Below are 26,593 nucleotides of genomic sequence, written 5' to 3'. Positions count from 1 at the left end.
GGCCTTGCTCCGCGCCTTCCCTGGCGCTGTTGCGAAAAAGGACCACCACACTCCGTCTCAACGAACTGCTGTGATAACGCCACTGCAACAGCGGCAACAGCTGGCCATGAAGCAAACGCCTTAAGATCCCGCTGGGATCATCAGGCAAGCACGGGGTTCATAAGGTCACGGGGGTAAGGGGCTCTTTCGTAGCAGCGCCATGGATGGCGCGGAGCAAGGCCGGTCCAGGGACGGGCCGTGAATTGCGGCGAAGAAAGAGCCCCTGACCCCCGGGGCCCTCCACCGGGCCCCTCAGACAAGCCCAACTCAAACCAAAGCAGAAACTAATGCGCTACCCCAACCGATCAACCGTTAACGAAGATTGATAATGGTCTGAGTCACCGCATCCGAAGTCTCAATGGTCTTCGCATTGGCCTGGTAGTTACGCTGGGCAATAATCAGGTTAACCAGCTCCTGGGACAGGTCCACGTTGGACTCCTCCACCGAGCTCGGAGAAATTGACCCAAGCGTCCCAGTGCCCGGCTCTCCGTAGATCGGCTGACCGGATTCGAAGGTTTCTACCCAGTTCGTGTCACCTACAGGCGTCAAACCATTGGTGTTTGCAAATGATGCCAGGGCAACCTGCCCCAGGTTCTGGGATTGTCCGTTGGTATAACGGGCGAAAATAATCCCGGAATCAGACACATCGAGGCCAGACAGACGCCCGGTTGTGTAACCGTTCTGACGCTGGTCAACAACCCCGAACGAAGACCCGTACTGGGTCGTCTCATTCACATCGATCATGAAGTTTGAAGAGACGGGCGGGTCAGCTATCGGCAAGTCTGCACCCTCAGACACCAGTAGCGGGCCGTCAGCCCCGTTGGGTTCGCCGCTTCCATCCTTGGGTGCCCAGTTCGAGATCAGCACCTGCCCGTCCGGATTGCCATCAACCGATGCCAGGCTGCCATCACTGTTGAACGTCAGCTCATACCTCGCCCGGGTGGGATCACCGTCTGTGGTCGGAGGATCCCCTACATCTTCATCGTCTATCTGAACATACATAGCCCAGACACTATCGCCACCGGCAATCGGCTCTTTGACGAAATACTGCGTCATCGTGTGCGGATTACCGAGACTGTCGTAAATGGTTGACGACGTCGCGTGGTTATAGGTTCGCTGATCTTGCGGGTCGAAAGTATTGGTACGGGTAACAGAAGGCTCTTCAGACGCCAGGAAGTTGCCCGGCCCGATGGGGTCGCCGTCATCATTGACCGCTTTCGTGACGGAGACCGACCGGTCGAGCACCAACTGATTAACCTGGCCCGCTATCTCGGCCTCATTGAGGACCTCGTTTCCATCTGCATCTACCAGCTGGAGGGAAAGGTTATTCCCGCGGCTATCAATAAGCTGGAGGCTTCCATCTTCGTTACGAGTGGCGTTGATAGAGTTCAGGGGTGACGCATTGATCGCGTCCTGCAGCCAGTCCAGTGCGGCTTCCGGTGAATCTACCTCGGCATTGTCCGGCACAGAAAACTCACTCCCCTGCAGTGTGAAACTGCTACCCGGTGTCACTTCCTCCGCGAGCGCATAGGTCGTCCGGGCGGAGGCAGAGACACCGTCGAGGGCATTCAGCTTCTCTGCGATGGTCCTCGCATCCTCATCTTCACCAATGGTGACATTCACAGTGCGGTTGTCATCGTAGGAAAAGGTCAGTACATCCTCACCACCAACCTCATCTGAAGGAGTCACATCATAGGTCTGCCTGACAACCTCCAGCACAGACTCCCTGGAGTCCAGGTTCACTTCGGAATCGAAACGGGTAGTACGACGGGGAGCAAGGTTATCGGTATCAATCTGCAGGTCCCCCCGAACACCACTGAGGTTGCCATCCTCGTCGGCTTCAAAGCCCTGGACCCGCATACTCTGGTTATTAACGACAAAGCCGTCCTTATCAATACTGAACTGACCCGCCCGGGAATACTGCACTTCGCCGTTGTTGCTCAGGATAAAGAAGCCGTCGCCGTCGATTGCCATATCAAGGGCGTTCTGCGTGCCACTGATCGACCCCTGGGCGAAGCCCTGTTTGACGTCCTGGGTTTTTACCCCGCTCCCAACGGTCGTACGTCCGGCGCTCAGAAAGCCGCTGGAGTAGAGATCGCCGAACTGGGCCTTGCTACCCTTGAAGCCGACGGTACTGGCGTTGGCAATGTTGTTGCCGGTAACGTCCAGATCAACCTGTGAGGCACGAAGCCCGCTGAGTCCGATATTAAATGCCATGGTTCAACCTCACTCAGTTGACTTGTTGTACTTCCGACAGGGGGATGGATCCCATGCCGGCAAGGTTAAGCGTGATGCTGCCGCCCTGCCCCAGGGACACGCTGTCCACATTGGCGCTCATCAGGGTCTGCAGCTGTTCAGTGCCCTGGGGATAGCTGCCCTGGGCGGTCACGTAATAGCGGTCAGGCGGCAAGGGATTGCCGTTACCGTCCTCACCGTCCCAGGTGAAGGCCTGCTGGCCGGCGGAGGCCTGGCCCAGGTCAAGCTGGCGTACCGTCTCACCGGAAGAGTTCTCAATATTGATGCGCAGGCCACCGGTGCTCGAAGGTACGTTCACCACACCTTTCATCACGCCGTCCTGCCCCAGGGTCCCGAAATTGGCCGGTGCCAGGACGCTCTTGCCTACCATGGCGGAGGCCTGCAGGGCCTGGGAGGAGCGGAACTCGCCGACAACGTCACCAACGGTCGAGCTCAGGTTCTGCATTTCCTCCAGCGAACTGAACTGTGCCAGGTCGGCGATGAACTCGCCGTTACCCTTGGGCTCCAGCGGGTTCTGGTTCTTCAGCTGCGCAATCATCAGTTCCATGAACTCGTTCTTGCCCAGCTCCTCACTACCGGCGCCTTTGCTCTCTTGCTTGGTGCGGTACTCTGCCAGCACGTCCGCCGTTGAGGTGGTGTTATTTACAATGCTCATTGGTCATTTCCCCGAACAAGAATCACTGGCCCGTTACTGCTGCCCCAGGGTGAGTACACGCTGCATCATGGTCTTGGCGGCGTTCATCACGTCGACGTTCATCTGGAAGCTCCGGGACGACGACATCATGTCAGCCATTTCTTCCACCACGTTTACATTGGGGTAAAACACGTAGCCTTCTTCGTTGGCGGCGGGATGGTGCGGCTCATAGCGCATCTGCAGCTCTTCCTGGCTTTCCACAATGCCTTCGACAGTCACGCCGGTGCCCTGCTCCTCACCGAAGCGGAAATGCCCGCTGCCCTGGTCCGGGCTCAGAAGCTGTTGCTGGATGGCAGCAAATACCGGCTTGCGGGCCCGGTAGGTCTCATCCACGCTGGAGCTGGCCGTCTCGGCGTTGGCAATATTCGACGCCGTAGTGTTCAGTCGCAGCTGCTGTGCGGTCATGCCGGAGCCGGCGATATCAAAAATGTTTCCCAGGGACATACTGTCTCTCCTCTATTCCGGTGGCCGGCTTACTCGCCCGTGATGGCCTTGCTCAGGCCGGAAAACTTGCTGCTCAAAAACTCGAAGCTGGCCTGGAAGTCCATGGCGTTGCGCATGAACCGGGTCTGCTCCTGCTGGGCGTCTACGGTATTGCCGTCAATGGAGGGCTGGTGCGGCGTGCGGTAGAGCAACTCGGGGCTGCTGCCGGAGCCGGAAACGTCCAGGTGGGCCGGATGGGTGCGAGCCATCGCCTCGCCCCGTGACGCTTCGGTGGCCTGGTTGAGCATGGACTTGAAGTCCACATCGCGGGCCTTGTAGCCAGGGGTGTCCGCATTGGCCAGGTTATTCGCCAGTACCTGGGCCCGCTGACTGCGAGCGGTCAGGGCCTGTTCGTGAATACCCAGTGCCTTGTCGAAGGTGATTGCCATAGTGCCTCCAGTAACTGCATAACCCTGCCGCCTGTTGCCGGTCAGGGCTGTTTGCAGTGATAAAAGCAATGACAGTGCCAGAGTCTCAGGATTGTTATTTATTTGTTTAAATTCAGCAGTCTGGCTTTACTTTTCGAATACAAGAGGCAAAAACCGGGGAAAGCTTGCGGCCGGGGCGGCAACCCCTTTCCCTTGACCGGAATCAGGGTTGCCATGGAGGAAGGGAGGGAGGGAGGGAGGGAGGGAGGGAGGACTACCCGGGCCAGCGGGAGACAAATTCGGAGATTTCCGGGCGAGGTACCGGCGGCTTTTCCGAGTCAACCGTTCCGACGTAGATAAAGCCCACGATGCTCTCGTGCTCTGCCAGGCCCAGCCCCCTGCATACCTGGTCGTTATCCGAAACCTCTCCGGAACGCCACATGGCACCGTAACCTTCCGCCTGTAACGCCAGCACGAGATAGGCGGCGCTGGCAGCAACCGCGTATTCCTGCTCGTAGGCGGGTACCTTGGGGTGCTCTGTCGGCGAGGCAATTGCGACCAGTACCATGGGGGCCCGCAGGGGTGCCTTGCGCAGCTTTTCCCTTTGCGTGTCACTGGCATCGGCCGGCGCACTGGCCTCAAACAACTCTCCCAGGCGCTCAAGGCCCGCTCCCTCAATGACCAGGTAGCGCCAGGGCCGCAGCAAGGCATGGTCTGGTGCCCGGGCGGCACAGGCCAGTGCAAGGTCCAGTACGTCTTCCGGGGGTGCTGGCGCTTTCAGGCGGGGTTCAGAACTACGGTTAAGCAGAGCCTTCGTTATGCTGTGCATGTTCAGCTGTTATCTCCCGCTGGGTGATACGGCGCCGGATTGTCCGCCTGCACCGTTACTGGTAGTCTCATCCGCTGGATTCGGGATACTATCGCTGGAAACCGTAACCGTCGCCGGCAAAAATAACAAGGCTGCCAGGCCAGCCCGGGCTTCGCCCGAATCCGTGATTACGATTCGTATACCACAGGGACGAAGCATGTCAGGGTATTTAAGCACGCCGGATACCAGCCGCAAGCCCCGCGCGGACGCGACCTTGGAAGAGGCACCACAGGCGATCCCGCCGCTACCGGATTTCAACGGCCGGGTACTTGGCGCGGCAGCTTTCTGCGGCATAATCGTTGCCGGCGTTACCGATGATATCTTCCCTGAATCCTTACTGTGGTTGCTGGCCGCCGGCCTTGTCTGGCCCCACACTATCCTTTTCGTCAGCAGAAAGCTGGGCGCAGACCGACAGCCCCGGATCCGTCAGTACCTCCTGCTGGTGGAATGCATCTTCGCTGGCGGCGTGATCGGCCTCACTGGCCTGACCCCGGTACCATCGCTGGCCATGGCGCTGATGCTGATGTTCAGTTGCCTGATCGTGGGTGGCCTGTACCTGTGGTTTTACGGCACCCTCCTGCTCGCTGCTGCGACCGGCCTCGTCGTGGGCCTGCTGGGCGTTACCGATGATTTCAGCACGCCCTTACTGACCAGCTTGGTATCCCTGGCCGGTACCGGCCTGTATATCTGCGTGACCGCTTTCTATACCCATCAGCAGGCCCGCATTCTCCTGGCCGCCAAGACCCAGATCCAGAAGCAGCGGGAGCAGTCTATCGCCCTGTCCGACAAGCTTTCCAAGTACCTGTCGCCCCAGGTCTGGCAGTCCATTTTCACCGGCGAGCGGGATGTGCGACTGGAGACCCGCCGCAAGAAACTGAGCGTCTTCTTCTCGGACATAAAAGGCTTCACCGACCTGTCCGAGGAGATGGAGCCGGAGGCCCTCACCGAGCTCCTCAACAACTATTTCAACGAAATGTCCGAAGTCGCGCTCCGTTACGGCGGTACCATCGACAAGTTTGTTGGCGACTCCATCATGATCTTCTTTGGTGACCCTTCATCCCGGGGGCAGAAAGAAGACGCGCTGGCCTGTGTTTCCATGGCCGTGGACATGAGGAACCATATGAAAATCATGCGCCAGCGCTGGCGTAGCCAGGGCATCCGGACCCCCCTGGAAATCCGCATGGGCATCAGCTCTGGCTTTGTCACTGTCGGTAACTTCGGCGCGGAGAACCGCATGGATTACACCATCATCGGCAAGGAAGTAAACCTGGCCAGCCGACTGGAGCAACTGGCGGAACCCGGCCAGATCCTGGTGTCCTACGAGACCTTCTCGCTGATCAAGGAGCGGATTATGTGCCGGGACAAGGGCGAGATTACGGTGAAGGGCTTCGGCCGCCCGGTCGCCATCTACGAGGTTATCGACTTCCGCCGCGACCTGGGCGCTAACCGCAGCTTCCTTGAGCATGAGCACGCCGGCTTCGCCATGTACCTGGACTCCGGCAAGATTGCTGACAATGACCGCAAGGCCATCCTGGAAGCCCTGGAAGAAGCTGCTGAGCGACTGCGGGGCGAAGAAGAAGCCGAGCAACAGCCCTGAAGCTCGCAGGCGAATGCTCAAAGCCGTCGGGCCGATCCCCTACTGACGCACCAGCCGAAGCCGTGGCGCCTCACCCGGGTTGGTGCTCCGCCAGGGATTGATATCCAGCCCGCCCCGACGGGTGTACCGGGCGCTGACAGTGAGGCGTTCAGGCTGACAAGCCTGCATCAGGTCGGTGAACACCGTTTCCACGCAATGTTCGTGAAAATCCTGCTTCTGGCGAAAACCCACGACGTATTGCAGCAATGCTGACCGGTCAATGGCCGGGCCGGTGTACTCCACCAGCAGTGACCCCCAGTCTGGCTGGCCGGTAACCGGACAGTTACTTTTCAGCAGGTGGGAACACAGGCTTTCCGTCACCACACCACCCTGCGCCTTCAGCACTTCAGGGCAATAGTCATAACCGACGCTGTCTACCGGCTCGTCATCAATCAGGATGCTCCCTGCCGGCCTGCCCTCTGCCGCCATGCTGCGATCCACGCTGTAAAGCGTCACCACCACCTGGGCACCGCAGGCGCTGGACAGGTCGCGCTCAATCGTTTCCCTCACCTGGTCATGGCTGGAGAAAACCTCCTGGTTGAGGGAGTTCAGGTAGAGCTTGAGGGACTTTGACTCAATCAGCGACGGCGAGGCCGCCGGCAACCGGAATTCTCCCCAGGCCACCACTGGTACTCCGCCCGGGCGCAACCAGGACAGCTCCCAGGCTTGCCAGAGGTCATCACCAAACCAGGGCCAGCGACCATCCTCCAGACCGATACGACGCCGGTTATCATCCCGGGGCACCGGGAACAGCAACTCCGGCGCGTAATGCTCCGGGTATTCACTGGACTTGCCCAGCGGGGCGTGGTCAAGGGCCATGACAACTCCTCAGCTACGGATGCCCTTGCCCCGTTGCAACATGCGCAGGGACACCACGGACAGAATAACGATAAACACCAGGATCATGCCCAGCGCCACATAGGGGTTCACATCCGAGACCCCCAGAATGCCATAGCGGAAGGCATTCACCATGTACAGGATCGGGTTGATCATGGACACGCCCTGCCAGAACCCCGGCAGCAGATCGATGGAATAGAATACCCCGCCCAGATAGGTGAGCGGTGTCAGCACGAAGGTGGGCACAATGGAGATGTCATCGAACTTCGTCGCCAGCATCGCGTTAATAAAGCCACCCAGTGCAAACAGCGCCGACGTGAGAAACACCGTCAGTACCATCATCGGCAGGTTGTGGATCTGCAGCCGTGTAAACGCCAGCGACAACAGGGTCACGATAAGGCCGATCCCCAGTCCCCGTGCCATACCCCCAACCACATAGCCGGCCAGGATGGTCCAGTTCGGCGTTGGCGAAACCAGCAACTCCTCGATACTGCGCTGGAACTTCATGCTAAAGAAAGATGACACCACATTGGCGTAGGTGCTTGTAATAACTGACATCATTATCAGGCCAGGAACGATGAACGACATATAGTCGAACCCGCCCATGGTCCCGATCCGGGAGCCGATCAGGTTGCCGAAAATAATGAAGTAGAGGGTCATGGTCACCGCCGGTGGCAACAAGGTCTGCGGCCAGATCCGGGTGAAGCGGCGGATTTCCCGGATGACGATGGTCAGGAACGCGGTCAGGATGGCGTTGGCAGTCACTGGGCCGCCTCCGTTTCACGGGCGTTATCTTCCACCATGCGCAGGAAGAGCTCCTCAAGCCGGTTGGACTTGGTTCGCATACTCAGAACCCGTATGCCCTGCTCGTCCAGCTGGGCAAACACACCGTTGAGCCCCTGGCTCTTTTCCACGTCCACCTCAATGGCGCCCTCGCCGTCCAGGCGGGTCTCGAACCCGTCGAGTGCTGGCGCAACGGAAAGAGCTTGCTCGGTATCCAGCACGAAGGTCTCCACATGCAGCTGGTTCAGCAGTTCTTTCTTGCTGGTATGCCGCAGGATCTCGCCATGGTCGATGATGGCGATATTACGGCAGAGGGCTTCCGCCTCTTCCAGGTAATGGGTGGTCAGGATAATCGTGGTGCCGTTGCGGTTCATTTCTTCGAGGAACGTCCACATGGACCGGCGCAGCTCGATATCCACGCCGGCCGTGGGCTCATCCAGGATAAGCAGCCTGGGTTCATGGACCAGCGCCCGGGCGGTCATCAGCCGGCGCTTCATACCGCCGGAGAGCATCCGGGCCGGCGTGTCCTTTTTGTCCCAGAGGCCAAGCTTTTTCAGGTAGTGCTCCGCCGATGCCCTTGCCTTGCGCAGGGGGATGCCGTAATACCCGGCCTGGGTGGTCACGATATCGAACACTTTCTCGAACTGGTTGAAGTTGAACTCCTGGGGCACTACGCCCAGGTTGAGCTTGGCACCGGCCAGGTCAGTATCAATGTCATGGCCGAACACCCGCACCTTGCCTGCGGACTTGTTCACCAGGGAGCAAACGATACCCAGGGTGGTTGACTTGCCGGCGCCGTTAGGGCCCAGCAGCGCAAAGAAGTCACCTTCCTGCACACGCAGGTCGATGCCTTTGAGGGCCTCGAAGCCGCTGCCATAGCTTTTCCTGAGATCTTCTATTTCAAGGGCCCAGGTTGCAGGCGCCTCCTGGTTCGGTCGGATTGTCATTGCAAATCCCGGAAGGGTGAGTGGCAGAAAGCGCTATATCTTGAGCCATACCGGGGAAAATTCAAGGGTGAGGGTCAGTCGCGGAAGCTCGCCATGAAGAAAACACCAGGCCCGGCGGGCGTGCCGGGCCCGGGGGTCAGACACCGACGAGGCGACGCAGGTTCCAGCGACTTTCGGCGCCGCTGATATTAAACCGGCCTGGATCAAGGCCGTCGGTACCACTGGGCAGGCAGCCTTCCACCCGCAATGACTGGCCCACAGGACGCCCCTCGTTACAGGTGGCAAGGTTAACCATCCTGGCCGCCTTCAGCGGCTGCTGGGCGGTGTCTGTCATCACCATCACCTTTGGCATCAGGCGCCGTTTCGGGGAATGGGAAACGACAATGCCCCGTTGTCCGTTGGTCAGCTGGACCAGGGTGCCGATCGGATAGATTCCAATGGACTGGATAAGCTGCTCCACCAGGTCTTCCTGGAATTCGACGTTGCGCAGTTCAAACAACTGGCTTACCGCCTGCGCAGGCGACAGGGGTTGGTAGCCCTCACGGGGAGTGATCAGGGATTCGTAGTAGTCCACGAGACCGGCAATCCTGGACAGTAAAGGAATGCGATCACCGCGAACACCCGCCGGGAAACCGGAACCATTATGGCGCTCCCGGTGTCCACGGACCACCGCTACCACGCCGCGGGGCTCGCCAGCCTCTTCCAGGCGGCAGGCGCCCAGCTCTACGTAGGTCCGGTACTGCTGATACTGGGCAGCATCCAGCTGGTGTTCATTATGCAGCAATGACCGGGGCAACTCTGCCTTGCCGATGTGGGCCAGCAAGCAGCCTGTCGCCAACGTGGTCAGCAGTTGTTCGTCGAGGCCCAGGTGACGACCAAGCACCAGTGCCCAGACCGCCGTCCTGAGCGAGTGGCAATAGGTGTGATCATCCTGCTCACGGAGCCGGGCCAGCCATAGCAGGGCGTCAGGGTTGCGCAGCACACTGGCCGTCATCTGACGGGCCACCTTTGATACCGGTCGCAGGTCGGGCACCATATCATTGCGCAGACCGCCAACCACTTTCTGGATGGCATCTTCTGCTTCTTCCGGCAGGTTTGCACTGGCGCGCAGTTCACGGTTCAGCGAGCGGGTAACCCGGTGCTTTACCGGGTTCCTGACCTGGATGGGTGGAAGTTCCAGGATATCCTGCTGACGCACCTTGCGACTGGCCCGGCGGGCAAAGCTGGGAGAGCCTGCCTGGTCATATTCCAGGCTGTCGCGGCTTTCAGCCACGTCCACCATCACCCAGCGGCAGTGGGAGATCAAGGCCCGGATATCATCCTGGGAACGGATGTAGAACCCCTGAATGGGAAAGGGCGTCAGGTGCCACGGGCGGTCAAGGTCGGACACAAACATCCCGACCTCGAGGTCCTGCGCGTTAACCTTTTTCTGGGTTACACCCACCTTCCACCTCTGTCCTGGCCGCTTTTCGACAACGTCCATTGTCGTCACCTCCATGTCGCTAATCCGTTACACACGAATGCAAAATCGTTACCAGACGACTGCGTTTGGTTGCCTTTATTGTCCTGCCGCAAGACAGCACATTGCCGTGACGCGGATCACAACCTGTCCACGAAATAGAGGGATATCCGATGAGGGGTGGAATCCGGCGGATCAGTGGTCGGCGAACTGCAGGCCAAACCCGTCAACGGTATGGCGCACCACGACCATGCGCAACTCCGGAGCGGGTACCGGAAGTCCCTGCACCTGGACCGTGACGATATCCCCCAGCGCCGGCATGAAATCGTCTTCCTCGACGACCACGAAAACGCCACCGTCAGAGATATCACGAGTAGCAAAGTGACGCTTGCCAAGACTGTCGTGGGTCACGCTTACCCTGGCATTCAGTGCGGTGCGGATGTGTTCACGTCGATTCGGTTGTGTCATGACTCTCTGACGCCTGCCTGAAGTTTGTCGGATTAGTCATCACACTAAAGCAGAAAAATTGACATAAAACATAGCTCTGAATCGTAACAATAATTTTCAGTATTAAAAGAATGTGAACCTGTTGACAGCACACCAGCAACAAATGAGAATGGTTTTTGTTTTTCACCAGATTAGCAACGGGATTCACAACATGAAAATGAAACTTGCCGCGGCCGTTGCCGCCTGTGCCGTCACCCTCGCTCCCCTGCCCGCTGCCGCCAGTGGCGAAGTCAATATCTACTCCTACCGCCAGGAGTTCCTGCTCAAGCCGCTGCTGGATGCATTTACTGAAGATACCGGCATTGAGACCAATGTGGTCTTTGCCAAGAAAGGCCTGGCAGAGCGCCTGGAACGTGAGGGTCGCAACAGCCCGGCTGACGTGGTCATGACCGTCGACATCTCCCGCATCTCAGAGCTTGTGGACCGTGACCTGACCGCTTCTGTCGATAACGAAACCCTGGAAGCGAACATTCCGGAAAACCTGCGCCACCCTGATGGCAAGTGGTTCGCCCTGACCACCCGCGGCCGCATGATCTTTACCTCCCTTGACCGGGTCGAGGAAGGCGAGATCACCTCCTATGAAGAACTGGCCGATCCCGAGTGGGAAAATCGCATCTGTACCCGCAGCGGCAAGCATCCGTACAACATCGCCCTGATTTCCTCCATGATCGCCCATCACGGCGCCGAAGAAGCGGAGCAGTGGCTTGAAGGCGTCAAGAACAACCTGGCGCGCAAGCCCCAGGGCGGCGACCGTGACCAGATCAAGGCGGTTGCGGAAGGCGTCTGTGACGTCGCCATCGGTAACAGCTACTACTACGGCGTCATGCTGCAGGACGACGAGCAGCGCCCCATTGCCGAGCAGGTACGCATCGTGTTCCCGAACGATGAAGGCCGTGGCACGCACATCAACATCAGCGGCATTGCCCTGACCCAGAGTGCACCCAATCGCGACAACGCCATCAAGCTGATGGAGTACCTGTCCAGCGATGAGGCCCAGCAGATCTATGCCGAGGCCAACAACGAGTTCCCGGCCAACCCGGACGTATCGCCCACCGGTATCGTGGCAGAATGGGGCGAGCTGAATGCTGACACCCTGTCGCTGCAGACCATCGCCGAGAACGCCAATGACGCAGTGCGCATGGTCGACCGCGTGGACTATGACAATCCCTGATCGGGATCAATAAAACCTGCTGCCGGCGGCTCCTGTTGAGCCGCCGGCATTGTTTGTTCGGGGTGCTGTTGGTTAAACTCCTGCCCTTTTCCACCGAACAGGACTTCCATGAACCAGGCCGACGTCATTGAAGAACCGGTAACCCCCTCACCGCTGACGCCGCGCCGTACTTCCAAACGCTGGCTGATGTCAGCCGCGCTGATCACCGCGATCGTCGCACTACCGGTCTTTTCCGTTGCCTGGCTGGCTTTGTTCCCCGAAGAAAACATCTGGCCGCACCTGCTGGACACTACCCTTCCCCGCTACGTTTGGACGACCCTCTTGCTGATGGTGGGCGTGTCTGCCATTACCCTGAGTATCGGCCTGTCCACGGCCTGGGCGGTTACCATGTGCAACTTCCCCGGGCGCAAGATGTTCGAATGGGCGCTGCTGCTGCCCTTTGCCGTGCCGGCCTATGTGATTGCCTACGTTTACACGGATCTCCTCCAGTACGCCGGACCGATACAGGGCGCGCTGCGGGACTGGTTTGGCTGGACTACTGCCCGGGACTACTGGTTTCCGGACATCCGCAGCCTGTGGGGTGCCACCCTGATGCTGGGGCTGGTGCTCTACCCCTACGTCTATCTGCTGGCCCGGGCCGCCTTCCTCGATCAGTCGCCGTCACTGTTCTCTGTCAGCCGCAGCCTCGGCCACTCGGCGCTAAGCACGTTTTTCCGCGTCGTGCTGCCCATTGCCCGTCCAGCCGTGGCGGTGGGCCTGTCACTGGTGCTGATGGAAACCCTTAACGATTTTGGCACCGTGGACTTCTTTGCCGTACAGACCCTAACTGCTGGCCTGTTCGACACCTGGATGAACCTCGGTAATCTGGGCGGTGCTGCCCAGATCGCCATGATCATGCTCACCTTCGTGGTGATCCTGGTAACCCTTGAGCGCTATTCCCGCCGCCGGCAGCAACAGTACGCAGGCCGCGACAGCCGCGCGCCCATCCAGCGCTTTTCCATGAGCCGGCCGCGCCAGTGGATCTGCGTGGCGGTTTGCGCCGCACCCATTATTCTCGGCTTTATCGTGCCAGCGGTGGTTCTGGGTCGCTACGCGGCAATCTACTTCGATCAGAGCTGGACCGGCGACTTCGTGGAAAATACCCTCAACAGTCTGTCACTATCCGGGGCCGCCGCCTTCACCACACTGACCATCGGGCTCATACTGGCCTACAGCCGTCGCTTGCACGACACACGGCCCATGCAAGTGATGATGCGGCTGTCGAGCCTGGGCTATGCAATGCCCGGGGCGGTGCTGGCAGTGGGCGTGATTGTTCCCATGGCGGCCTTTGATAACCAGCTGGACGCCTGGATGCGGGACTGGTTCGGCATCAGCACTGGCCTGCTGTTCAGCGGCACGGCCTTTGCGCTGATCTTCGCCTACACGGTGCGCTTTCTGGCGGTATCCGCCGGCAGCTTGGAGAGCGGCCTGCAGAAAATCACTCCCAGCATGGACATGGCCGCCCGGTCACTGGGGCGAAGTACCACCGCTACCCTGCTTCAGGTACACCTGCCCATGTTGCGGGGCACCATGCTGACCGCCGCCCTGGTGGTATTCGTAGACACCATGAAGGAATTGCCGGCCACGTTGATCCTGAGGCCATTCAACTTCGACACCCTGGCCACCCACGTGTACCAGTATGCCTCGGACGAGATGCTGGGCATCAGCGCCCTGCCCGCCCTTATCATCGTACTGGCCGGCATTGTGCCCATTATCCTGATGAGCCGCTCTATCGGTTCCGCCCGCGCCTACAGCCAGCAGTAACCCTCACGCGCTCGCTGCCCTGACCACAAAGCGACCCTCAAAGGTAGCAACCGGCTCTGTGCCGGGGGTTACCGTGGGCTCGCCGCAGTACACCCGGGAGGTCAACACCAGGCGCCCCCGGCCCTTGCGCTTGAGCATGGTCAGAAAGCGCTGCTGCTGCTCCTCGCCGGGCAGTTCACACAAGGCATAGAAATCGGCATCCACGGGCTTGCCGTAATCCATCTGGCCACTCTGGATGACCACATGGCCATCCACCCCCGCATCCTCCACCACCAGTTCAATCAATCCCCAAGCCGCGAGTACGGCAATGGAATACACCGATCCTCCGAAGCCGGTGCCCTGGTGATTGCTGTTGGGGACCAGGGGCGCCCGCACCAGTAGCCGCTGGCCGTCATAGTTCACCAGCTCCGCCGCCATGGCATCGGTCATCGGTATTACGCGGTGGATACGTTGCTGGAATTCAGACAGGCGGCTCATGACGTCTCCGGATTGGAAATAGCGACTGAAACAACGAAACCGGCCACTTGGCCGGTTTCGTTGACAATGAACAGAAAGATTAACGGAAAGCCGCCGGGCGGCCAACCGCAGCCGTTTATTCCCAGATAACGGTCTTGTCCTGGGCGTACCAGGTCTCTACCTGGTCCCGATAGGCATCTTCCACCACGTTGCGCTTGAGCTTCATGGTCGGCGTCAGGAAGTCGTTCTCGATGGTCCAGGGCTCCTTGACCACCACCATAAAGCGCAGGTGCTCGTGGGGATCCAGGGTCTGGTTGACATCCTTGAGCAGTTCCACGAAGTCCTTTTCCCGTTCTTTGCGGAAGGACGCATCATCCCGCTTCGCCTGGGCGGCTTCAGACAGCATCACCAGGCAGAACGGAGACACCTGGTTCTCACCGGACACGCAAACGGCCTCGATGTGGTCATCCCGCATCAGCTTGTTCTCGATGGGGGCCGGGGCCACATACTTGCCCTTGCTGGTCTTGAAGATTTCCTTCAGGCGGCCGGTGAGCTTCAGGCGGCCAAGTTCGTCAATCTCGCCCACGTCGCCGGTGCGCAGGAAGCCGTCCTCGGTAAAGGCTTCCTTCGTTTTCTCCTCGTCCTTGTAGTAGCCCATCATGGTGGTGGGGCTTTTCACCAGCACTTCGCCGTTCTCGCCGATCTTGCACTCCACGCCCGGCAGGGCTTCGCCCACATAGCCGGTACGGGCACGGCCAGGCTGGGTGGTGTGGGAGTAGGCAATGTTCTCGGACATGCCATAGCCTTCCAGCAGTTCCAGGCCGAGGTTGCGATACCACTCCAGGATATCGTGGGACAGGGGTGCAGACCCGGAACCGGCGTAGCGCACATGCTGAAGGCCAAGACCGGTGAGCACCTTTTTCTTGATTAGGCGGTTGAGCAGCGGGATCTTCAACAGCTTGTCCAGCTTCTCCTTGGGCATTTTTTCGAATACGCCGTGCTGGAACTTGGTCCAGATGCGCGGCACCGCAATGAACAGGGTCGGCTGGCAACGCTGCAGGTCTTCCACAAAGGTATCCAGGGTATTGGCAAAGTAAAGGTGGAAGCCCTTGTTCATGGACACCAGCTCACCCACATAGCGCTCGAACACATGGGCCAGGGGCAGGTAGGACAGGTAACGATCCTCGCTGGTCACCTCCAGCCGGTCTGCCGCACCGGAGGCCGCATAGGCCAGGTTGTGGAAACTCAGCATAACGCCCTTGGGCCGGCCAGTACTGCCGGAGGTGTACACAACGGTGGCCAGCTCTTCCGGATCCCGTGTGGTGTTATCTTCCATGGGCGCATTCTGGGACACGATATCGTCCCAGGTTTCAAAGCTGGTGGGCGGGCTCAGCGGGTAGCTGATGCAGCGTACAGAATCCGGCACCCCCGGCTTCATGGATTCCCAGTCGTCCAGCTTGCCCACGAACATGACTTGGATTTCCGCATGTTCGATGATATAGCTGACGGTATCGGCATTCAGTGTCGGGTAAAGCGGCACAGAGATATGCCCTGCCATCCAGATCGCCCAGTCAGACATGATCCAGTGGGCGCAGTTCTTGGACACAATGCCAATGCGGCTCTTCTCCGGCAGGTTCAGTGACTTGAGATACGTGGCCATGCGCCGGGCCTCACCTACCGCGCGGCGCCAGGTGTAATCCACCACCTTGCCGTCAGCCAGGGGCTGGGTCATGTAGACCTTCTCGGCACGGGCGGTTTCCCAATGGTAAATCAAGTCGAGCGGTAGTTTTTGTTGGTTATTCATGCGTCTTCCCGAAGACCTCTGTCTGTGTCAGGCGCTGCCATGGTGGAGGAAGTGCGCCTGTTTGTTGTTATCCTTGGAATTTCCGACGTGCCTGCCGCCGGTATCTGAAGACTATGGCAAGACCATGGACGCCGTCAAAGTCGTTGACAACAAATTTGCGGCATAACACCGATTTTTATGCCGGCCCCGTCATCACAAGCTGCTCATATCGGCCACGAACGCTGGCGCATAACGCGACACCTTGTGGTAAACTCCCGCCTCGTTTTTTGCCGCTGGCCCGGCCGTTCCGGGCTGCCCAAACGTCAAACTTCTGGAGAGACGGCTCATGGCCAAGACCTTTCTGCGCCTTCTGGCAAGTACCCTCCTGCTGACCAGTTTTACCCTGGCCCAGGCAAATGAAACCAAAACCGTTGCCATCACCCAGATCGTGGAGCACCCGGCACTTGATGCGGTGCACCAGGGCGTCAAGGACGAACTGGCCGAACAGGGCTACAATGAAGGTGATAATCTCGAGCTGATGCATGAAAGCGCCCAGGGCAACTCCGCCATCGCCAGCCAGATTGCCCGCAAGTTCGTGGGTGACCAACCAGACGTCATCGTCGCCATAGCCACACCCTCCGCACAGACCGCAGCGGCCGCCACCCGCAATATCCCGGTGGTTTTCTCTGCCGTCACCGACCCGGTCGCCGCCAAGCTGGTAAAAAGCCTGGACGCCCCCGGGGCCAACATTTCCGGCGTCAGCGACATGCTGCCCCTGGACCGGCACCTGGACATGATGCTGCGTATCGTGCCTGAGGCCGGCACCATCGGAACTGTCTACAACCCGGGTGAGGCCAATGCCGTGGCCCTGGTGGATATGCTCGAAGAGCGACTGGCCGCTCGCGGTCTCAAGCTTGAGAAGGCCGCCGCCACCAAGACCTCGGAAGTACTGGGCGCGGCCCGCTCCCTGTCAGACAAGGTGGACGCCATCTACCTGACCACTGACAACACGGTTATCAGCGCCGCCGAGGCCGTAATCTCTGTGGGCGAGCGCGCAAAGATTCCCGTATTCGCTGCCGATACCGCCACGGTCGAGCGCGGTGCCGTTGCAGCCATGGGCTTCAACTACTACGACCTGGGGCGCCAGACGGGAGCCATGGTTGTTCGGGTTCTCGAAGGCGCTTCCCCGGCTGATATCCCGGTAGAAACCGTCGACAAACTGGAACTCTACGTAAATCCGAAGGCTGCCGAGAAAATGGGCATCACCCTGAGTGACGACCTGATCTCCGAAGCCTCCAAAGTAGTCGGTAACGACTGAACACCCGCCAGGCCCGGCCTTTTGTGCCGGGCCTGCACCAGCCTTGCGAAAGCCCCCTCATGCTTAGTCAGATTGCTTTTTTCGGTGCTGTCGAGACCGGCCTTATCTACGGCCTCGTGGCCTTCGGCATCTACATTTCATTCCGGGTTCTCGATTTCCCGGACCTGACCGTGGACGGCAGCTTCCCCCTCGGGGCCGCTGTTGCCGCCGTGCTGATCATCGCTGGCTGGAACCCCTGGCTAGCGACTGGCATGGCCATTCTTGCCGGTATGGCCGCCGGTGCCGTCACGGCCCTGCTGAACGTCAAGCTGGGCATTCTCAACCTGCTGGCGTCCATCCTCACCATGATCGCCCTGTACTCGGTGAACCTGCGGATCATGGACGGGCCCAACGTGCCCCTGCTGATGCAGGACACGGTCGTCACCTGGTGGGACAGCCTGCTGCCCGCGGAATACTATTTCCTGGCGCCAGTGGCCCTGTTTGTCGTGGTTACCGCCATCGTCCTGGTGCTGCTGTGGCGATTCATGAAGTCTGAACTCGGCCTGTCCATGCGCGCCACCGGCGCCAATCCGCGCATGGCCCGGGCCCAGGGCATCGCCACCGGTGCCATGGTGGTACTGGGCGTCGCCCTGTCCAACGGCCTGGTGGGTCTGGCCGGCGCCCTGGTGGCCCAAAGCCAGGGCGCAGCCGACGTCACCATGGGCGTAGGGGTCATTGTTATCGGCCTGGCCTCACTGATCGGTGGCGAAGCTGTGATCAGCCCGACCACCGTATTGCGGGCACTGCTGGCCTGTGTGGTGGGTGCCATCATCTATCGCCTGGCCATTGCCTTCGCGCTTAACGCAGACGCACTTGGCCTCGGCGCCCAGGACCTGAACCTGATTACGGCCATCCTGGTCACCCTGGCGATCGTTCTTCCCGGGTTCCGCACCAAGGTGCAGGCAAGAATGACCCGTAACAAGGCCTGAGGAGTAACCCCATGATCAGTGCAGACAGCCTCAAGCTGACCTTTGGCAAGGGTACACCGCTGGAAAACCCGGCCCTGCGGGGCATGAGCCTGACCGTGAACCAGGGCGAATTCGTCACGGTGATCGGCAGTAACGGCGCCGGCAAGTCGACCTTTCTCAACGCCTTGGCGGGGGAGGTAATCGTCGATTCCGGTCGTATCGAGGTGGACGGCCAGGACGTCACCCGGCTGCCCACCCACAAACGGGCCCGCCGTGTCGCCCGGGTATTCCAGGACCCGCTGGCAGGCACTTGTGAAGGTCTGTCCATCGAGGAGAACCTGGCCCTGGCCATCAAGCGGGGCCAGCGCCGGGGGCTCACCAGCGCGGTCAAGCGCAGTTACATGGAGCGCTTCCGGGCGGCCCTCGCCAAGCTCAACCTGGGCCTGGAAAGCCGCCTGGGTAACAAGATGGGCCTGCTTTCCGGTGGACAGCGCCAGGCCGTCAGCCTGCTGATGGCCAGCCTGACGCCCTCCTCCATCCTGCTGCTGGACGAGCACACCGCCGCCCTGGACCCGAAAACCGCTGCCTTCGTGCTGGAACTCACCCAGGACATCATCGCCGAGCAGAAACTTACGGCGCTGATGGTCACCCACAGCATGAAACAGGCGCTGGAGGTGGGCGACCGTACCGTGATGTTGCATCAGGGCCAGGTGGTGTTCGACATTGCCGGGCCCGAGCGGGAGGGGCTTGAGGTGAAAGACCTGCTGGACCTGTTCGAGAAGCAACGCGGCCTGGAAGTGGAAGACGACAGCCTGCTGCTGGGCTGACCGCTGATCACCTCCTGGCCAATGTGAGCAGGGCCTGACCAGCACAGTGCCCTGCTTCACAATTTGGAGAATCTGTCGGCCTGGCACTCATAAATACGGGAAGCCTTGCCCCGTCTGGCCTACCGCTGTTGCAAGCTTTTCACGATAATTTTTTTGCACCATCAGCCCTCTTTTAATAGCCCCTCCGTTCTTCACACAACACTATATAGTGTCTATACTCCCGCACATCCCAACTAGATATAGTGTTTGGCCCAAAGCCCCGACAGGCTCGCCAAACCCGCAGTGAGCGCCGTTATGGCGGCGTTCGGACCATAAAAAATCAGGCATAACCGAGGGTGGAGATGAGCGCGAAACTACAGGTAGTAACCACAGATATTCCGATGCAGGATGCCTCACTGGACATCTGGAACAGCAAGTACCAGCTGAAAACCAAGACCGGCGAACCTGTAGACCGCACCATCGACGACACCTACAAACGGGTCGCCAGGGCCCTGTCGGAAGTCGAGTCCAAGGGCAAGCGTGACCACTACATGAAGGAGTTCATCTGGGCCCTTCAGAATGGCGCCATCCCGGCCGGTCGGATCACCTCCAACGCCGGTGCGGAGGCCCACAAGCCGGCCACCTCCACTATCAACTGTACCGTGTCGGGCACCATCCAGGATTCCATGAACGACATCCTGGAAAAGAACCACGAAGCGGGCCTGACCCTCAAGGCCGGCTGTGGCATCGGCTATGAGTTCTCCACCCTGCGCCCCCGTGGCGCCTATGTAGCTGGCGCCGGTGCGACCACCTCCGGCCCGCTGTCGTTCATGGATATCTTCGATCGCATGTGCTTCACCGTGTCCTCCGCCGGTGGCCGCCGTGGCGCCCAGATGGCCACCTTCGACGTGCATCACCCGGACGTCATCGAGTTTATCCAGGCCAAGCGTGAAGACGCCCGCCTGCGTCAGTTCAACCTGTCCCTGCTGATCACCGAAGACTTTATCGAAGCCGTGCGTAACGGCGACGACTGGCACCTGTCCTTCCCGGTCACCGCCAAGGAAGCCGAGGACGAAGGCCTGGACCTGAACGATGCCAGCCAGTTCGTCTATCGTGACTTCCCGGTGCAGGAAGGTTACGTCAGCAACGACGAAGGCAAGGTGGCCTGTCGTATCTACCGTACGGTGAAGGCCCAGTTCATCTGGGACACCATCATGACCTCCACCTACGACTACGCCGAGCCCGGGTTCATCCTCATCGACAAGGTGAACCAGATGAACAACAACTGGTTCTGCGAGGAAATCCGTGCCACCAACCCCTGCGGCGAGCAGCCCCTGCCCCCTTACGGCAGCTGCCTGCTGGGCTCGGTCAACCTGACCAAGTTCGTGGAGAACCCCTTCACCGACAAGGCCAGCTTCAACTACGAGAAGTACCGCCAGGTGGTGGCCATCTTCACCCGCATGCTGGACAACGTGGTAGAGATCAACGGCCTGCCCCTGAAAGAACAGCGCCACGAAATCATGAACAAGCGCCGTCACGGCATGGGCATCCTGGGCCTGGGCTCTACCCTGGCCATGCTGCGCATGCCCTATGGCTCTGACGAATCCGTACAGTTCACCGAGGAAGTGGTCCGCGAAATGGCTGTGGAAGGCTGGCGCCAGTCCCTGGCCCTGGCCGAAGAGAAAGGCCCGGCGCCTATCATGGACGAAGAGTTTGAAATCACCCCCAAGATGATGGCCTGGCGCCCGCAGCTGGCCGACGACGGCTACAAGGTGGGTGACAAGGTCAAAGGCCGTATCCTCCACGCCAAATACAGCAACTACATGAAGCGCATCGCTGACGTGGAGCCGGAACTGGTGGAGAAACTGGCCGAGAAAGGTGGCCGTTTCACCCACCACACCTCTATCGCGCCCACCGGCACCATCAGCCTGTCACTGGCAAACAACGCCAGTAACGGCATCGAGCCGAGCTTCTCCCATCACTACTCCCGCAACATCATCCGGGAGGGTCGCAAGACCAAGGAGAAAGTGGACGTATTCAGTTTCGAACTACTGGCCTACCGTCACCTGATCAACGCCGGGGCGATGCCGTTCTCCGACGATGCCGACAAGAAACTGCCGTCCTACTTCACCACGTCGGACGACGTTACCCCGACCCAGCACGTGGACATCCAGGCCGCGGCCCAGAAGTGGGTGGACTCGTCCATCTCCAAGACCGCCAACGTGCCCACAGACTTCGCGTACCCGGACTTCAAGAACATCTACATGTACGCCTATGAGCAGGGCCTGAAGGGTTGCACTACCTTCCGCTTCAACCCGGAAGCTTTCCAGGGCGTACTGGTGAAGGAATCCGACCTGGAGAGCACGCTGTACGAGTTCACCCTGGACGACGGCAGCAAAGTGACCTTCAAAGGCAACGAACAGATCGAGTACGACGGCGAAATCCACACCGCCGCCAACCTCTTCGACGCCCTCAAAGAAGGGACCTACGGCAAATACTGATCCGGGAACTGACAGGAACTTATGACCATGACTGCAAAGATTACCAACAAGATCGTCGGCTACCGGGTCAAGAAGGCAGACCCGGAGGCCCAGGCACCGGCCCCCGAGCAGAAAGGCCCCAACCCGATCACGATGAACGAGAACATCGAACGGCCGGACTTCCTGCTGGGCACCACTTACAAGATCAAGCCGCCGGTGGCCGAGCACGCGATGTACATCACCATCAATGACATCATCCTCAACGAAGGCACCGACCACGAAAGCCGGCAGCCCTACGAGGTGTTCATCAACTCCAAGTCCATGGAGCACTTCCAGTGGGTGATCGCCCTCACCCGGGTTATCTCCGCCGTGTTCCGCAAGGGCGGCGATGTTACCTTCCTGGTGGAAGAGCTGCGCTCGGTCTATGACCCCAACGGCGGCTACTTCAAGAAAGGCGGCGTGTTCATGCCGTCCCTGGTCGCCGAGATCGGCGCTGTCATCGAGCGGCACCTGAAGGCCATCGGTCTCATCGAAAGTGAAGAGATGAGCGAAGTGACCAAGCGCATCCTGGCGGAGAAGCGGGCGGAGTTTGAAACGGCTCAGAAGACGCCATCCAACGATGAAAGCGCCAGTGAGTACCCGGCCAATTCCACGCTTTGTAACAAGTGTAATACCAAGGCTGTGGTTATTATGGATGGATGTGCTACTTGTCTTTCGTGTGGCGACTCCAAATGCGGTTGAGGGGTTAGTAGACAGGTGACGTAGTGCGAGGAGCCCGGTCGGTATAGCTGATCGGGCTTTTTTGATTGGATCGCCAGTTGGGGCATTGCGTGATGCTGTTTATGGTCGGGCAATGATGTTTAATCTGGATATCTGCCGGATATCCAGCCCGTTTTGTCGGTATATCCGGAATCTACCGACAGTTTGTCGTATTCTTTGGAATGGATATGCTGTTTCGGGGATCGAATGTTATGGCACACCTATGAATTATAAGCGTATTTTTGTGAATACTGGCAGCGGCGACGCCCACGTATATCACCATTTTTGTCGTAGAATAAACTGTTATGGGTAAGGGAGTATCAGTGAAGACCTATAAATTATTGTCCGCAGACGGAACTACCGTCATCAGCAAAACGCCTGGCTCTCTGGGTGGCAACTCCAAAGCGCGAATTTACGGTCGATTGGATTGCTCTGCGGCCAAAGGAGCGCTCTCTAAAGGCTATGCAGAACATCGTGTCTTCTTTGCGAATGAACAAGATGCCATTCACGCGGGCTACAGGCCGTGCGGGCGGTGCATGGTATCGCGTTATAAAGAATGGAAATCTGGGCCAGGGGGGAAGGACGGCTATCCTTGGCAACAGTTGCCCCCTAGTAAATAAATCTGTCCCGGTTTCCAGGAACAAATCGAAGCCTGGAAGACCGCCTGCATGGGTGCCAACGCCCAGTCTGACGAACAAGCCAGGCGTAATCGGAAAGCGGCGACAGACGAGAAAAAGCGCGTCAAAAAGCTTGAACCAAAATTACGGCGCAAGAAAAAAACCCTGGCTGAGACAGCAGCGTTGCTGACGCTGTCAAAAAAAGCCGAGGCGATCTGGGGCCTCAAAGACGAGGACGAATGACCAGCCTCCCGGATCGCCAGCAGGCCGTCGCTCTGATCGAGGAAGCGCAGAGCAACAGAGCCCGGCTGGTCAAGGCCTGTGCCTAGTGTACGCACCTTCCAGCGCTGGACGGTGATCTTCCCACAGGGTATTTTCATCCCATTAGTTCATGCCCATGCTGGGCGTACACCAGTACAGGCAAGGCGACGCCTTTTACATTACGCCTTCGATTCCATTTCAAGGATGCGCATGCTGCAAGCGTTATGTGGTGTACACTGAACTTACAACTCAGAAAGGGGGTTCCAATGGCAAGATGTGCAGAGTGTGGGCGAGATCTCGGATTTATGGCAGCAAAGGGTGACGTTTGTAAAGACTGTGTCGAAAAGCATAATAAAGAGGCTGACGGTCAAGACGTGTTATCGGACACCGAAGCCAGAGTCGTGTTGACTACGGAAAGTGTCATACATTTACCAATTGCTGAGCGCCTGGACATTATTACTGCAGAGTGTGTTCTGGGCATGAATATATTTAAAGATATCTTCTCTGCTGGTAGAGATTTTTTTGGAGGCCGGAGTAAAGCCACTCAAAGTTCCTTGCGAGATGCCAGAATCTACGCTTTGAATGAACTTCGTAGAGAGGCTGCCTCTATTGGTGCTGATGCAGTTGTTGGCATTGATTTAGACTACAGTGAAATATCTGGTGGCAACAAATCAATGTTGTTCCTGGTTGCCTCAGGGACAGCCGTCAAGCTGGAAAAATAACTCTTCAACCTTCTGAGCCTCGGTCTCAACCAAGTCACGAACAAACAAGGACAGGCACGAACAAACAAGGACAGGCACTGCTAAGAAAAGAACCAACAAACCGCGTCCGGAGGCGGCCGCTCCAGTCGTGATCGCACGCAGCCCTGCATCTTTGTCTGTATTTTGACCAGTTTCGCGACAATCAGGCGTAGATCGACGAATTGAGTTCGCGCGGGCCTCCTGGCTGAGGCCAGTTTGGAAAAACAATATCTGGGACTGGAATGAAGTGGACCCCAAATTTTGGACAGGTGCCTAAGCTCTGATTCATCATCTCCACAAGGAGGAGAATCATGAGCAAGAAACGCAAGCAATACAGCGCATCATTCAAGTCCAAAGTTGCTCTGGCCGCCCTCAAGGGTGACCAGACCACATCCGAAATTGCCGCCCGTTTCCAGATTCACCCCACCATGGTCAGTACCTGGAAGCGCGAGCTGCTGGAGAACGCTCCCGACCTCTTCGAAAGCGAAAATGCAGCGAAATGCAGGGACAGGCACTGCCAAGAAAGAAAACCAATAAACCGCGTGCCGAGACTGCCGCTCCAGTCGTGATCGCACTCTGCATAGCATCGTTGGCTATGTTTTGACCAATTTTGCGACAATCAGGCATTAATCGCCGAATTTAACGCACGCGATGGCGCTGGCCATGGCCAGTTCCGATATTTCGACTTAAAGGGTGGGGGGCGTTATACAGCTCGTCGTCGCCTGCCCTGCTCTGCCCGCAGGTTCTGAGCGTAGCGCGCTTCGAATTCGCAGGCCTCCTGAAGCCATTCGTCGAGCGAGAGGCCCAGGCGGTTTAGGATCGGCGGTTTGGTGTCAGGTATATAGCCGCGCTTTGAAGGGCGGATAATCCGGCCGGTGTAATCAACCAGTTCCAGGTAGTCGGAGTCTGTCAACGTAGTTGTCGCGTTTAAGTCATCAGCTCTTTAACAGTTCGCCGCCTTTTCCGGATTCAGGGTCACTGATTCCGGCAAGCTGAAGTTTCGGATATCACCGGACCAGCGCCGCGGGTTCTTGGCCTTCGCAGCCTCGATCACCTGTTTGCGCTGAGCCAGGATCTGACCAGCCTCGCCATCGTGACGCTGCTGAGGTGTTACGTAATTCAAGGCGCTGTGACGGTGCTCGGTGTTGTACCAGCGCACGAAGGCCAGCACCCAGTCACGGGCGTCCTCGATGGTGCTGAAGCCATTGACCGGGAACCCTGGTCGGAACTTCAGGGTTTTGAACAGCGACTCCGAGTAGGCGTTATCATTGCTCACTCGGGGCCGGCTGTTTGAGGGCGTAATGCCCAGGTCGTACAGCTTTTCCAGGAAGGTCGAGGCCTTCATGGGGCTGCCATTGTCCGAGTGCAGCACAAGAGGCTTCTCCCTGACTGCCAGGTGCTCGCGCCAGTACGCCTTTTCGATGAACTCGCTGGCCAGCTCACCCGTTTCACTCTGGTAGACCTCGTGACCAACGATCTTGCGGCTGTAGACGTCCAGCATCAGGTACAGATAGAACCAGGTGCCTCGTGCCGGTCCCGGCAGCCACGAGATATCCCACGACCACAGTTGGTTGGGTTCCGTAGCTTTATGCGTGGTCGCCTGCCGCTTGGGCTGTGGGGCTCTCTGGCGGCCTCTGGGGTTAACCTGACCGTGTTCCCGCAGCACACGGTAGAAGGTCGACTCCGACGCTAGGTAATGCCCCTGATCCATTTGGTCCGCAACGATGAATGCCGGCGGACAGCTCTGGTATTTCTTTTGATTGCTGAGTGACACCACAGCCTGACGCTCCTCGTCCGTCAGCTTGTTCGTCGGCGTCGGTCTGGGCACCACCGGTCTCTGGTCCGCTTTGACGGCCTTGTCCGCCGTCCAGCGCTGGAAGGTGCGCACACTCAGATGTAGCAAGGCACAGGCCTTGACCAGCCGGGCTCCGTTGCTCTGCGCTTCTTCGATCAGAGCGACGGCCTGCTGGCGATCCGGGAGGCTGGTCATTCGTCCTCGTCTTTGGGGCCCCAGATCGCCTCGGCTTTTTTTGACAGCGTCAGTAGCGCTGCTGTTTCAGCCAGGGCTTTTTCCTTACGACGTAATTCGGATTCAAGCTTTTTGACGCGCTTTTTCTCGTCTGTCGCCGCTTTCCGGTTACGCCTGGCTTGTTCGTCAGACTGGGCGTTGGCACCCATGCAGGCGGTCTTCCAGGCTTCGATTTGTTCCGGATACAGACCGTGCTTGCGACAATATTCACCGAGTTCCGCCTCGGTCATCGGGGCGGTCTCCAGAACAATGCGGAACTTCTCTTCGCTACTCCACCTTTCAGGCGTGGCTGAGTTCGACGGCAAAACGGCACCTCGTTCTCTGGCGGCTTTACGCCAATTGTACAAGGTTGCGGTGCTGATGCCTTCCTGCCTGGCCAACTCAGACACAGTCAGGCTATGCGGTGGGGCCATCTTCTGAAGGATGGCTTCCTTTCGTTCCGGTGAGTAATGGGGCATGGTTGTCCTCTGAAATCATCAGGCGGGTGAGTCAGCCAAGGGAACTGCCCCCTCAGCTGCTCTCAGAACCCGGCGTGAACCTCTCGGC

Annotated in this window: 25 protein-coding genes; 12 read left to right on the top strand and 13 right to left on the bottom strand. The window is 58.8% G+C overall.

Annotated features, from left to right (window positions below):
* Nucleotides 1–351: 351 nt before the first annotated feature.
* The 5 genes from MLC59_RS10815 to MLC59_RS10795 form a co-directional block, all read right to left on the bottom strand.
* On the bottom strand, nt 352–2,256 hold the full coding sequence (locus MLC59_RS10815) for a flagellar hook protein FlgE (protein ID WP_248234190.1): 1,905 nt from the start codon (nt 2,254–2,256) through the stop codon (nt 352–354).
* A 13-nt stretch (nt 2,257–2,269) separates the two neighbouring features.
* A complete protein-coding gene (locus tag MLC59_RS10810) occupies nt 2,270–2,950 on the bottom strand; it encodes a flagellar hook assembly protein FlgD (protein WP_248234189.1) in 681 nt (226 codons plus the stop codon).
* A gap of 33 nt (nt 2,951–2,983) precedes the next feature.
* Entirely contained in the window at nt 2,984–3,433 is a 450-nt protein-coding gene (flgC, locus tag MLC59_RS10805) for a flagellar basal body rod protein FlgC (protein ID WP_248234187.1), read from the bottom strand.
* 29 nt (nt 3,434–3,462) lie between these two features.
* Nucleotides 3,463–3,861 carry a flagellar basal body rod protein FlgB gene (gene flgB / locus MLC59_RS10800; protein WP_248234186.1) on the bottom strand — a complete coding sequence of 133 codons (399 nt, stop codon included), beginning with the start codon at nt 3,859–3,861 and terminating at the stop codon, nt 3,463–3,465.
* A gap of 253 nt (nt 3,862–4,114) precedes the next feature.
* Nucleotides 4,115–4,669: a nitroreductase family protein gene (locus tag MLC59_RS10795; RefSeq protein WP_248234184.1), complete on the bottom strand. Its 555-nt coding sequence runs from the start codon at nt 4,667–4,669 to the stop codon at nt 4,115–4,117.
* Nucleotides 4,670–4,865: 196 nt separating this feature from the next.
* Between MLC59_RS10795 and MLC59_RS10790 the strand changes: the two genes are divergently transcribed.
* Nucleotides 4,866–6,305: an adenylate/guanylate cyclase domain-containing protein gene (locus MLC59_RS10790; RefSeq protein WP_248234183.1), complete on the top strand. Its 1,440-nt coding sequence runs from the start codon at nt 4,866–4,868 to the stop codon at nt 6,303–6,305.
* 39 nt (nt 6,306–6,344) lie between these two features.
* On the opposite strand, the gene queF is transcribed toward MLC59_RS10790, so the two are convergent.
* The 5 genes from queF to MLC59_RS10765 form a co-directional block, all read right to left on the bottom strand.
* Nucleotides 6,345–7,163: an NADPH-dependent 7-cyano-7-deazaguanine reductase QueF gene (queF, locus tag MLC59_RS10785; protein ID WP_248234182.1), complete on the bottom strand. Its 819-nt coding sequence runs from the start codon at nt 7,161–7,163 to the stop codon at nt 6,345–6,347.
* A 9-nt stretch (nt 7,164–7,172) separates the two neighbouring features.
* Nucleotides 7,173–7,946, bottom strand: coding sequence for an ABC transporter permease (locus MLC59_RS10780; RefSeq protein WP_248234181.1), 774 nt, complete (start codon nt 7,944–7,946; stop codon nt 7,173–7,175).
* Entirely contained in the window at nt 7,943–8,911 is a 969-nt protein-coding gene (locus MLC59_RS10775) for an ABC transporter ATP-binding protein (RefSeq protein ID WP_248234179.1), read from the bottom strand. The genes MLC59_RS10780 and MLC59_RS10775 overlap by 4 nt, the downstream gene beginning before the upstream one ends.
* Nucleotides 8,912–9,047: 136 nt before the next feature.
* A complete protein-coding gene (locus MLC59_RS10770; RefSeq protein WP_248234176.1) occupies nt 9,048–10,409 on the bottom strand; it encodes an HD-GYP domain-containing protein in 1,362 nt (453 codons plus the stop codon).
* A 156-nt stretch (nt 10,410–10,565) separates the two neighbouring features.
* Nucleotides 10,566–10,838: a PilZ domain-containing protein gene (locus MLC59_RS10765; RefSeq protein WP_248234174.1), complete on the bottom strand. Its 273-nt coding sequence runs from the start codon at nt 10,836–10,838 to the stop codon at nt 10,566–10,568.
* Between the two features lie 190 nt (nt 10,839–11,028).
* Here MLC59_RS10765 and MLC59_RS10760 point away from each other — a divergent pair, with 190 nt between their 5' ends.
* Together MLC59_RS10760 and MLC59_RS10755 are read left to right on the top strand one after the other, a co-directional pair.
* The gene (locus tag MLC59_RS10760; protein WP_248234172.1) at nt 11,029–12,048 is read left to right on the top strand and encodes a Fe(3+) ABC transporter substrate-binding protein; all 1,020 of its coding nucleotides are present in this window, start codon (nt 11,029–11,031) and stop codon (nt 12,046–12,048) included.
* Between the two features lie 108 nt (nt 12,049–12,156).
* The gene (locus tag MLC59_RS10755; RefSeq protein ID WP_248234170.1) at nt 12,157–13,851 is read left to right on the top strand and encodes an ABC transporter permease; all 1,695 of its coding nucleotides are present in this window, start codon (nt 12,157–12,159) and stop codon (nt 13,849–13,851) included.
* Nucleotides 13,852–13,854: 3 nt separating this feature from the next.
* On the opposite strand, the gene MLC59_RS10750 is transcribed toward MLC59_RS10755, so the two are convergent.
* Nucleotides 13,855–14,328: a thioesterase domain-containing protein gene (locus tag MLC59_RS10750; protein ID WP_248234169.1), complete on the bottom strand. Its 474-nt coding sequence runs from the start codon at nt 14,326–14,328 to the stop codon at nt 13,855–13,857.
* A gap of 115 nt (nt 14,329–14,443) precedes the next feature.
* Nucleotides 14,444–16,111, bottom strand: a complete 1,668-nt coding sequence (locus tag MLC59_RS10745) for an AMP-binding protein (RefSeq protein WP_248234167.1) — start codon at nt 16,109–16,111, stop codon at nt 14,444–14,446.
* Between the two features lie 325 nt (nt 16,112–16,436).
* Here MLC59_RS10745 and MLC59_RS10740 point away from each other — a divergent pair, with 325 nt between their 5' ends.
* The 9 genes from MLC59_RS10740 (at nt 16,437) to MLC59_RS10700 (ending at nt 24,587) form a co-directional block, all read left to right on the top strand.
* Entirely contained in the window at nt 16,437–17,408 is a 972-nt protein-coding gene (locus MLC59_RS10740) for an ABC transporter substrate-binding protein (RefSeq protein ID WP_248234164.1), read from the top strand.
* 59 nt (nt 17,409–17,467) lie between these two features.
* The gene (locus tag MLC59_RS10735; RefSeq protein ID WP_248234163.1) at nt 17,468–18,376 is read left to right on the top strand and encodes an ABC transporter permease; all 909 of its coding nucleotides are present in this window, start codon (nt 17,468–17,470) and stop codon (nt 18,374–18,376) included.
* 11 nt (nt 18,377–18,387) lie between these two features.
* A complete protein-coding gene (locus tag MLC59_RS10730) occupies nt 18,388–19,182 on the top strand; it encodes an ABC transporter ATP-binding protein (protein ID WP_248234162.1) in 795 nt (264 codons plus the stop codon).
* A 341-nt stretch (nt 19,183–19,523) separates the two neighbouring features.
* Nucleotides 19,524–21,662 carry an adenosylcobalamin-dependent ribonucleoside-diphosphate reductase gene (locus MLC59_RS10725; RefSeq protein ID WP_248234161.1) on the top strand — a complete coding sequence of 713 codons (2,139 nt, stop codon included), beginning with the start codon at nt 19,524–19,526 and terminating at the stop codon, nt 21,660–21,662.
* Nucleotides 21,663–21,689: 27 nt separating this feature from the next.
* A complete protein-coding gene (locus tag MLC59_RS10720) occupies nt 21,690–22,382 on the top strand; it encodes a TSCPD domain-containing protein (RefSeq protein WP_248234159.1) in 693 nt (230 codons plus the stop codon).
* 323 nt (nt 22,383–22,705) lie between these two features.
* The gene (locus MLC59_RS10715) at nt 22,706–23,020 is read left to right on the top strand and encodes an Ada metal-binding domain-containing protein (RefSeq protein ID WP_248234157.1); all 315 of its coding nucleotides are present in this window, start codon (nt 22,706–22,708) and stop codon (nt 23,018–23,020) included.
* Nucleotides 23,021–23,068: 48 nt separating this feature from the next.
* Nucleotides 23,069–23,260: a hypothetical protein gene (locus MLC59_RS10710; RefSeq protein WP_248234155.1), complete on the top strand. Its 192-nt coding sequence runs from the start codon at nt 23,069–23,071 to the stop codon at nt 23,258–23,260.
* 323 nt (nt 23,261–23,583) lie between these two features.
* The gene (locus tag MLC59_RS10705; protein WP_248234154.1) at nt 23,584–24,000 is read left to right on the top strand and encodes a YbjQ family protein; all 417 of its coding nucleotides are present in this window, start codon (nt 23,584–23,586) and stop codon (nt 23,998–24,000) included.
* A gap of 329 nt (nt 24,001–24,329) precedes the next feature.
* On the top strand, nt 24,330–24,587 hold the full coding sequence (locus MLC59_RS10700; RefSeq protein WP_248234153.1) for a transposase: 258 nt from the start codon (nt 24,330–24,332) through the stop codon (nt 24,585–24,587).
* Between the two features lie 374 nt (nt 24,588–24,961).
* Here MLC59_RS10700 and MLC59_RS10695 read toward each other — a convergent pair.
* Nucleotides 24,962–26,505 (bottom strand): IS3 family transposase gene (locus tag MLC59_RS10695; RefSeq protein ID WP_248234152.1). Its coding sequence is split into 2 segments (ribosomal slippage): nt 24,962–26,034 and nt 26,034–26,505, totalling 1,545 coding nucleotides; the frame shifts between segments, so codons are not numbered across the junction.
* Nucleotides 26,506–26,593: the final 88 nt, after the last annotated feature.

Source organism: Marinobacter bryozoorum (genome assembly GCF_023156245.1).
Lineage (GTDB): Bacteria > Pseudomonadota > Gammaproteobacteria > Pseudomonadales > Oleiphilaceae > Marinobacter > Marinobacter bryozoorum.
This window is presented reverse-complemented; position numbering and strand designations above follow the sequence as displayed.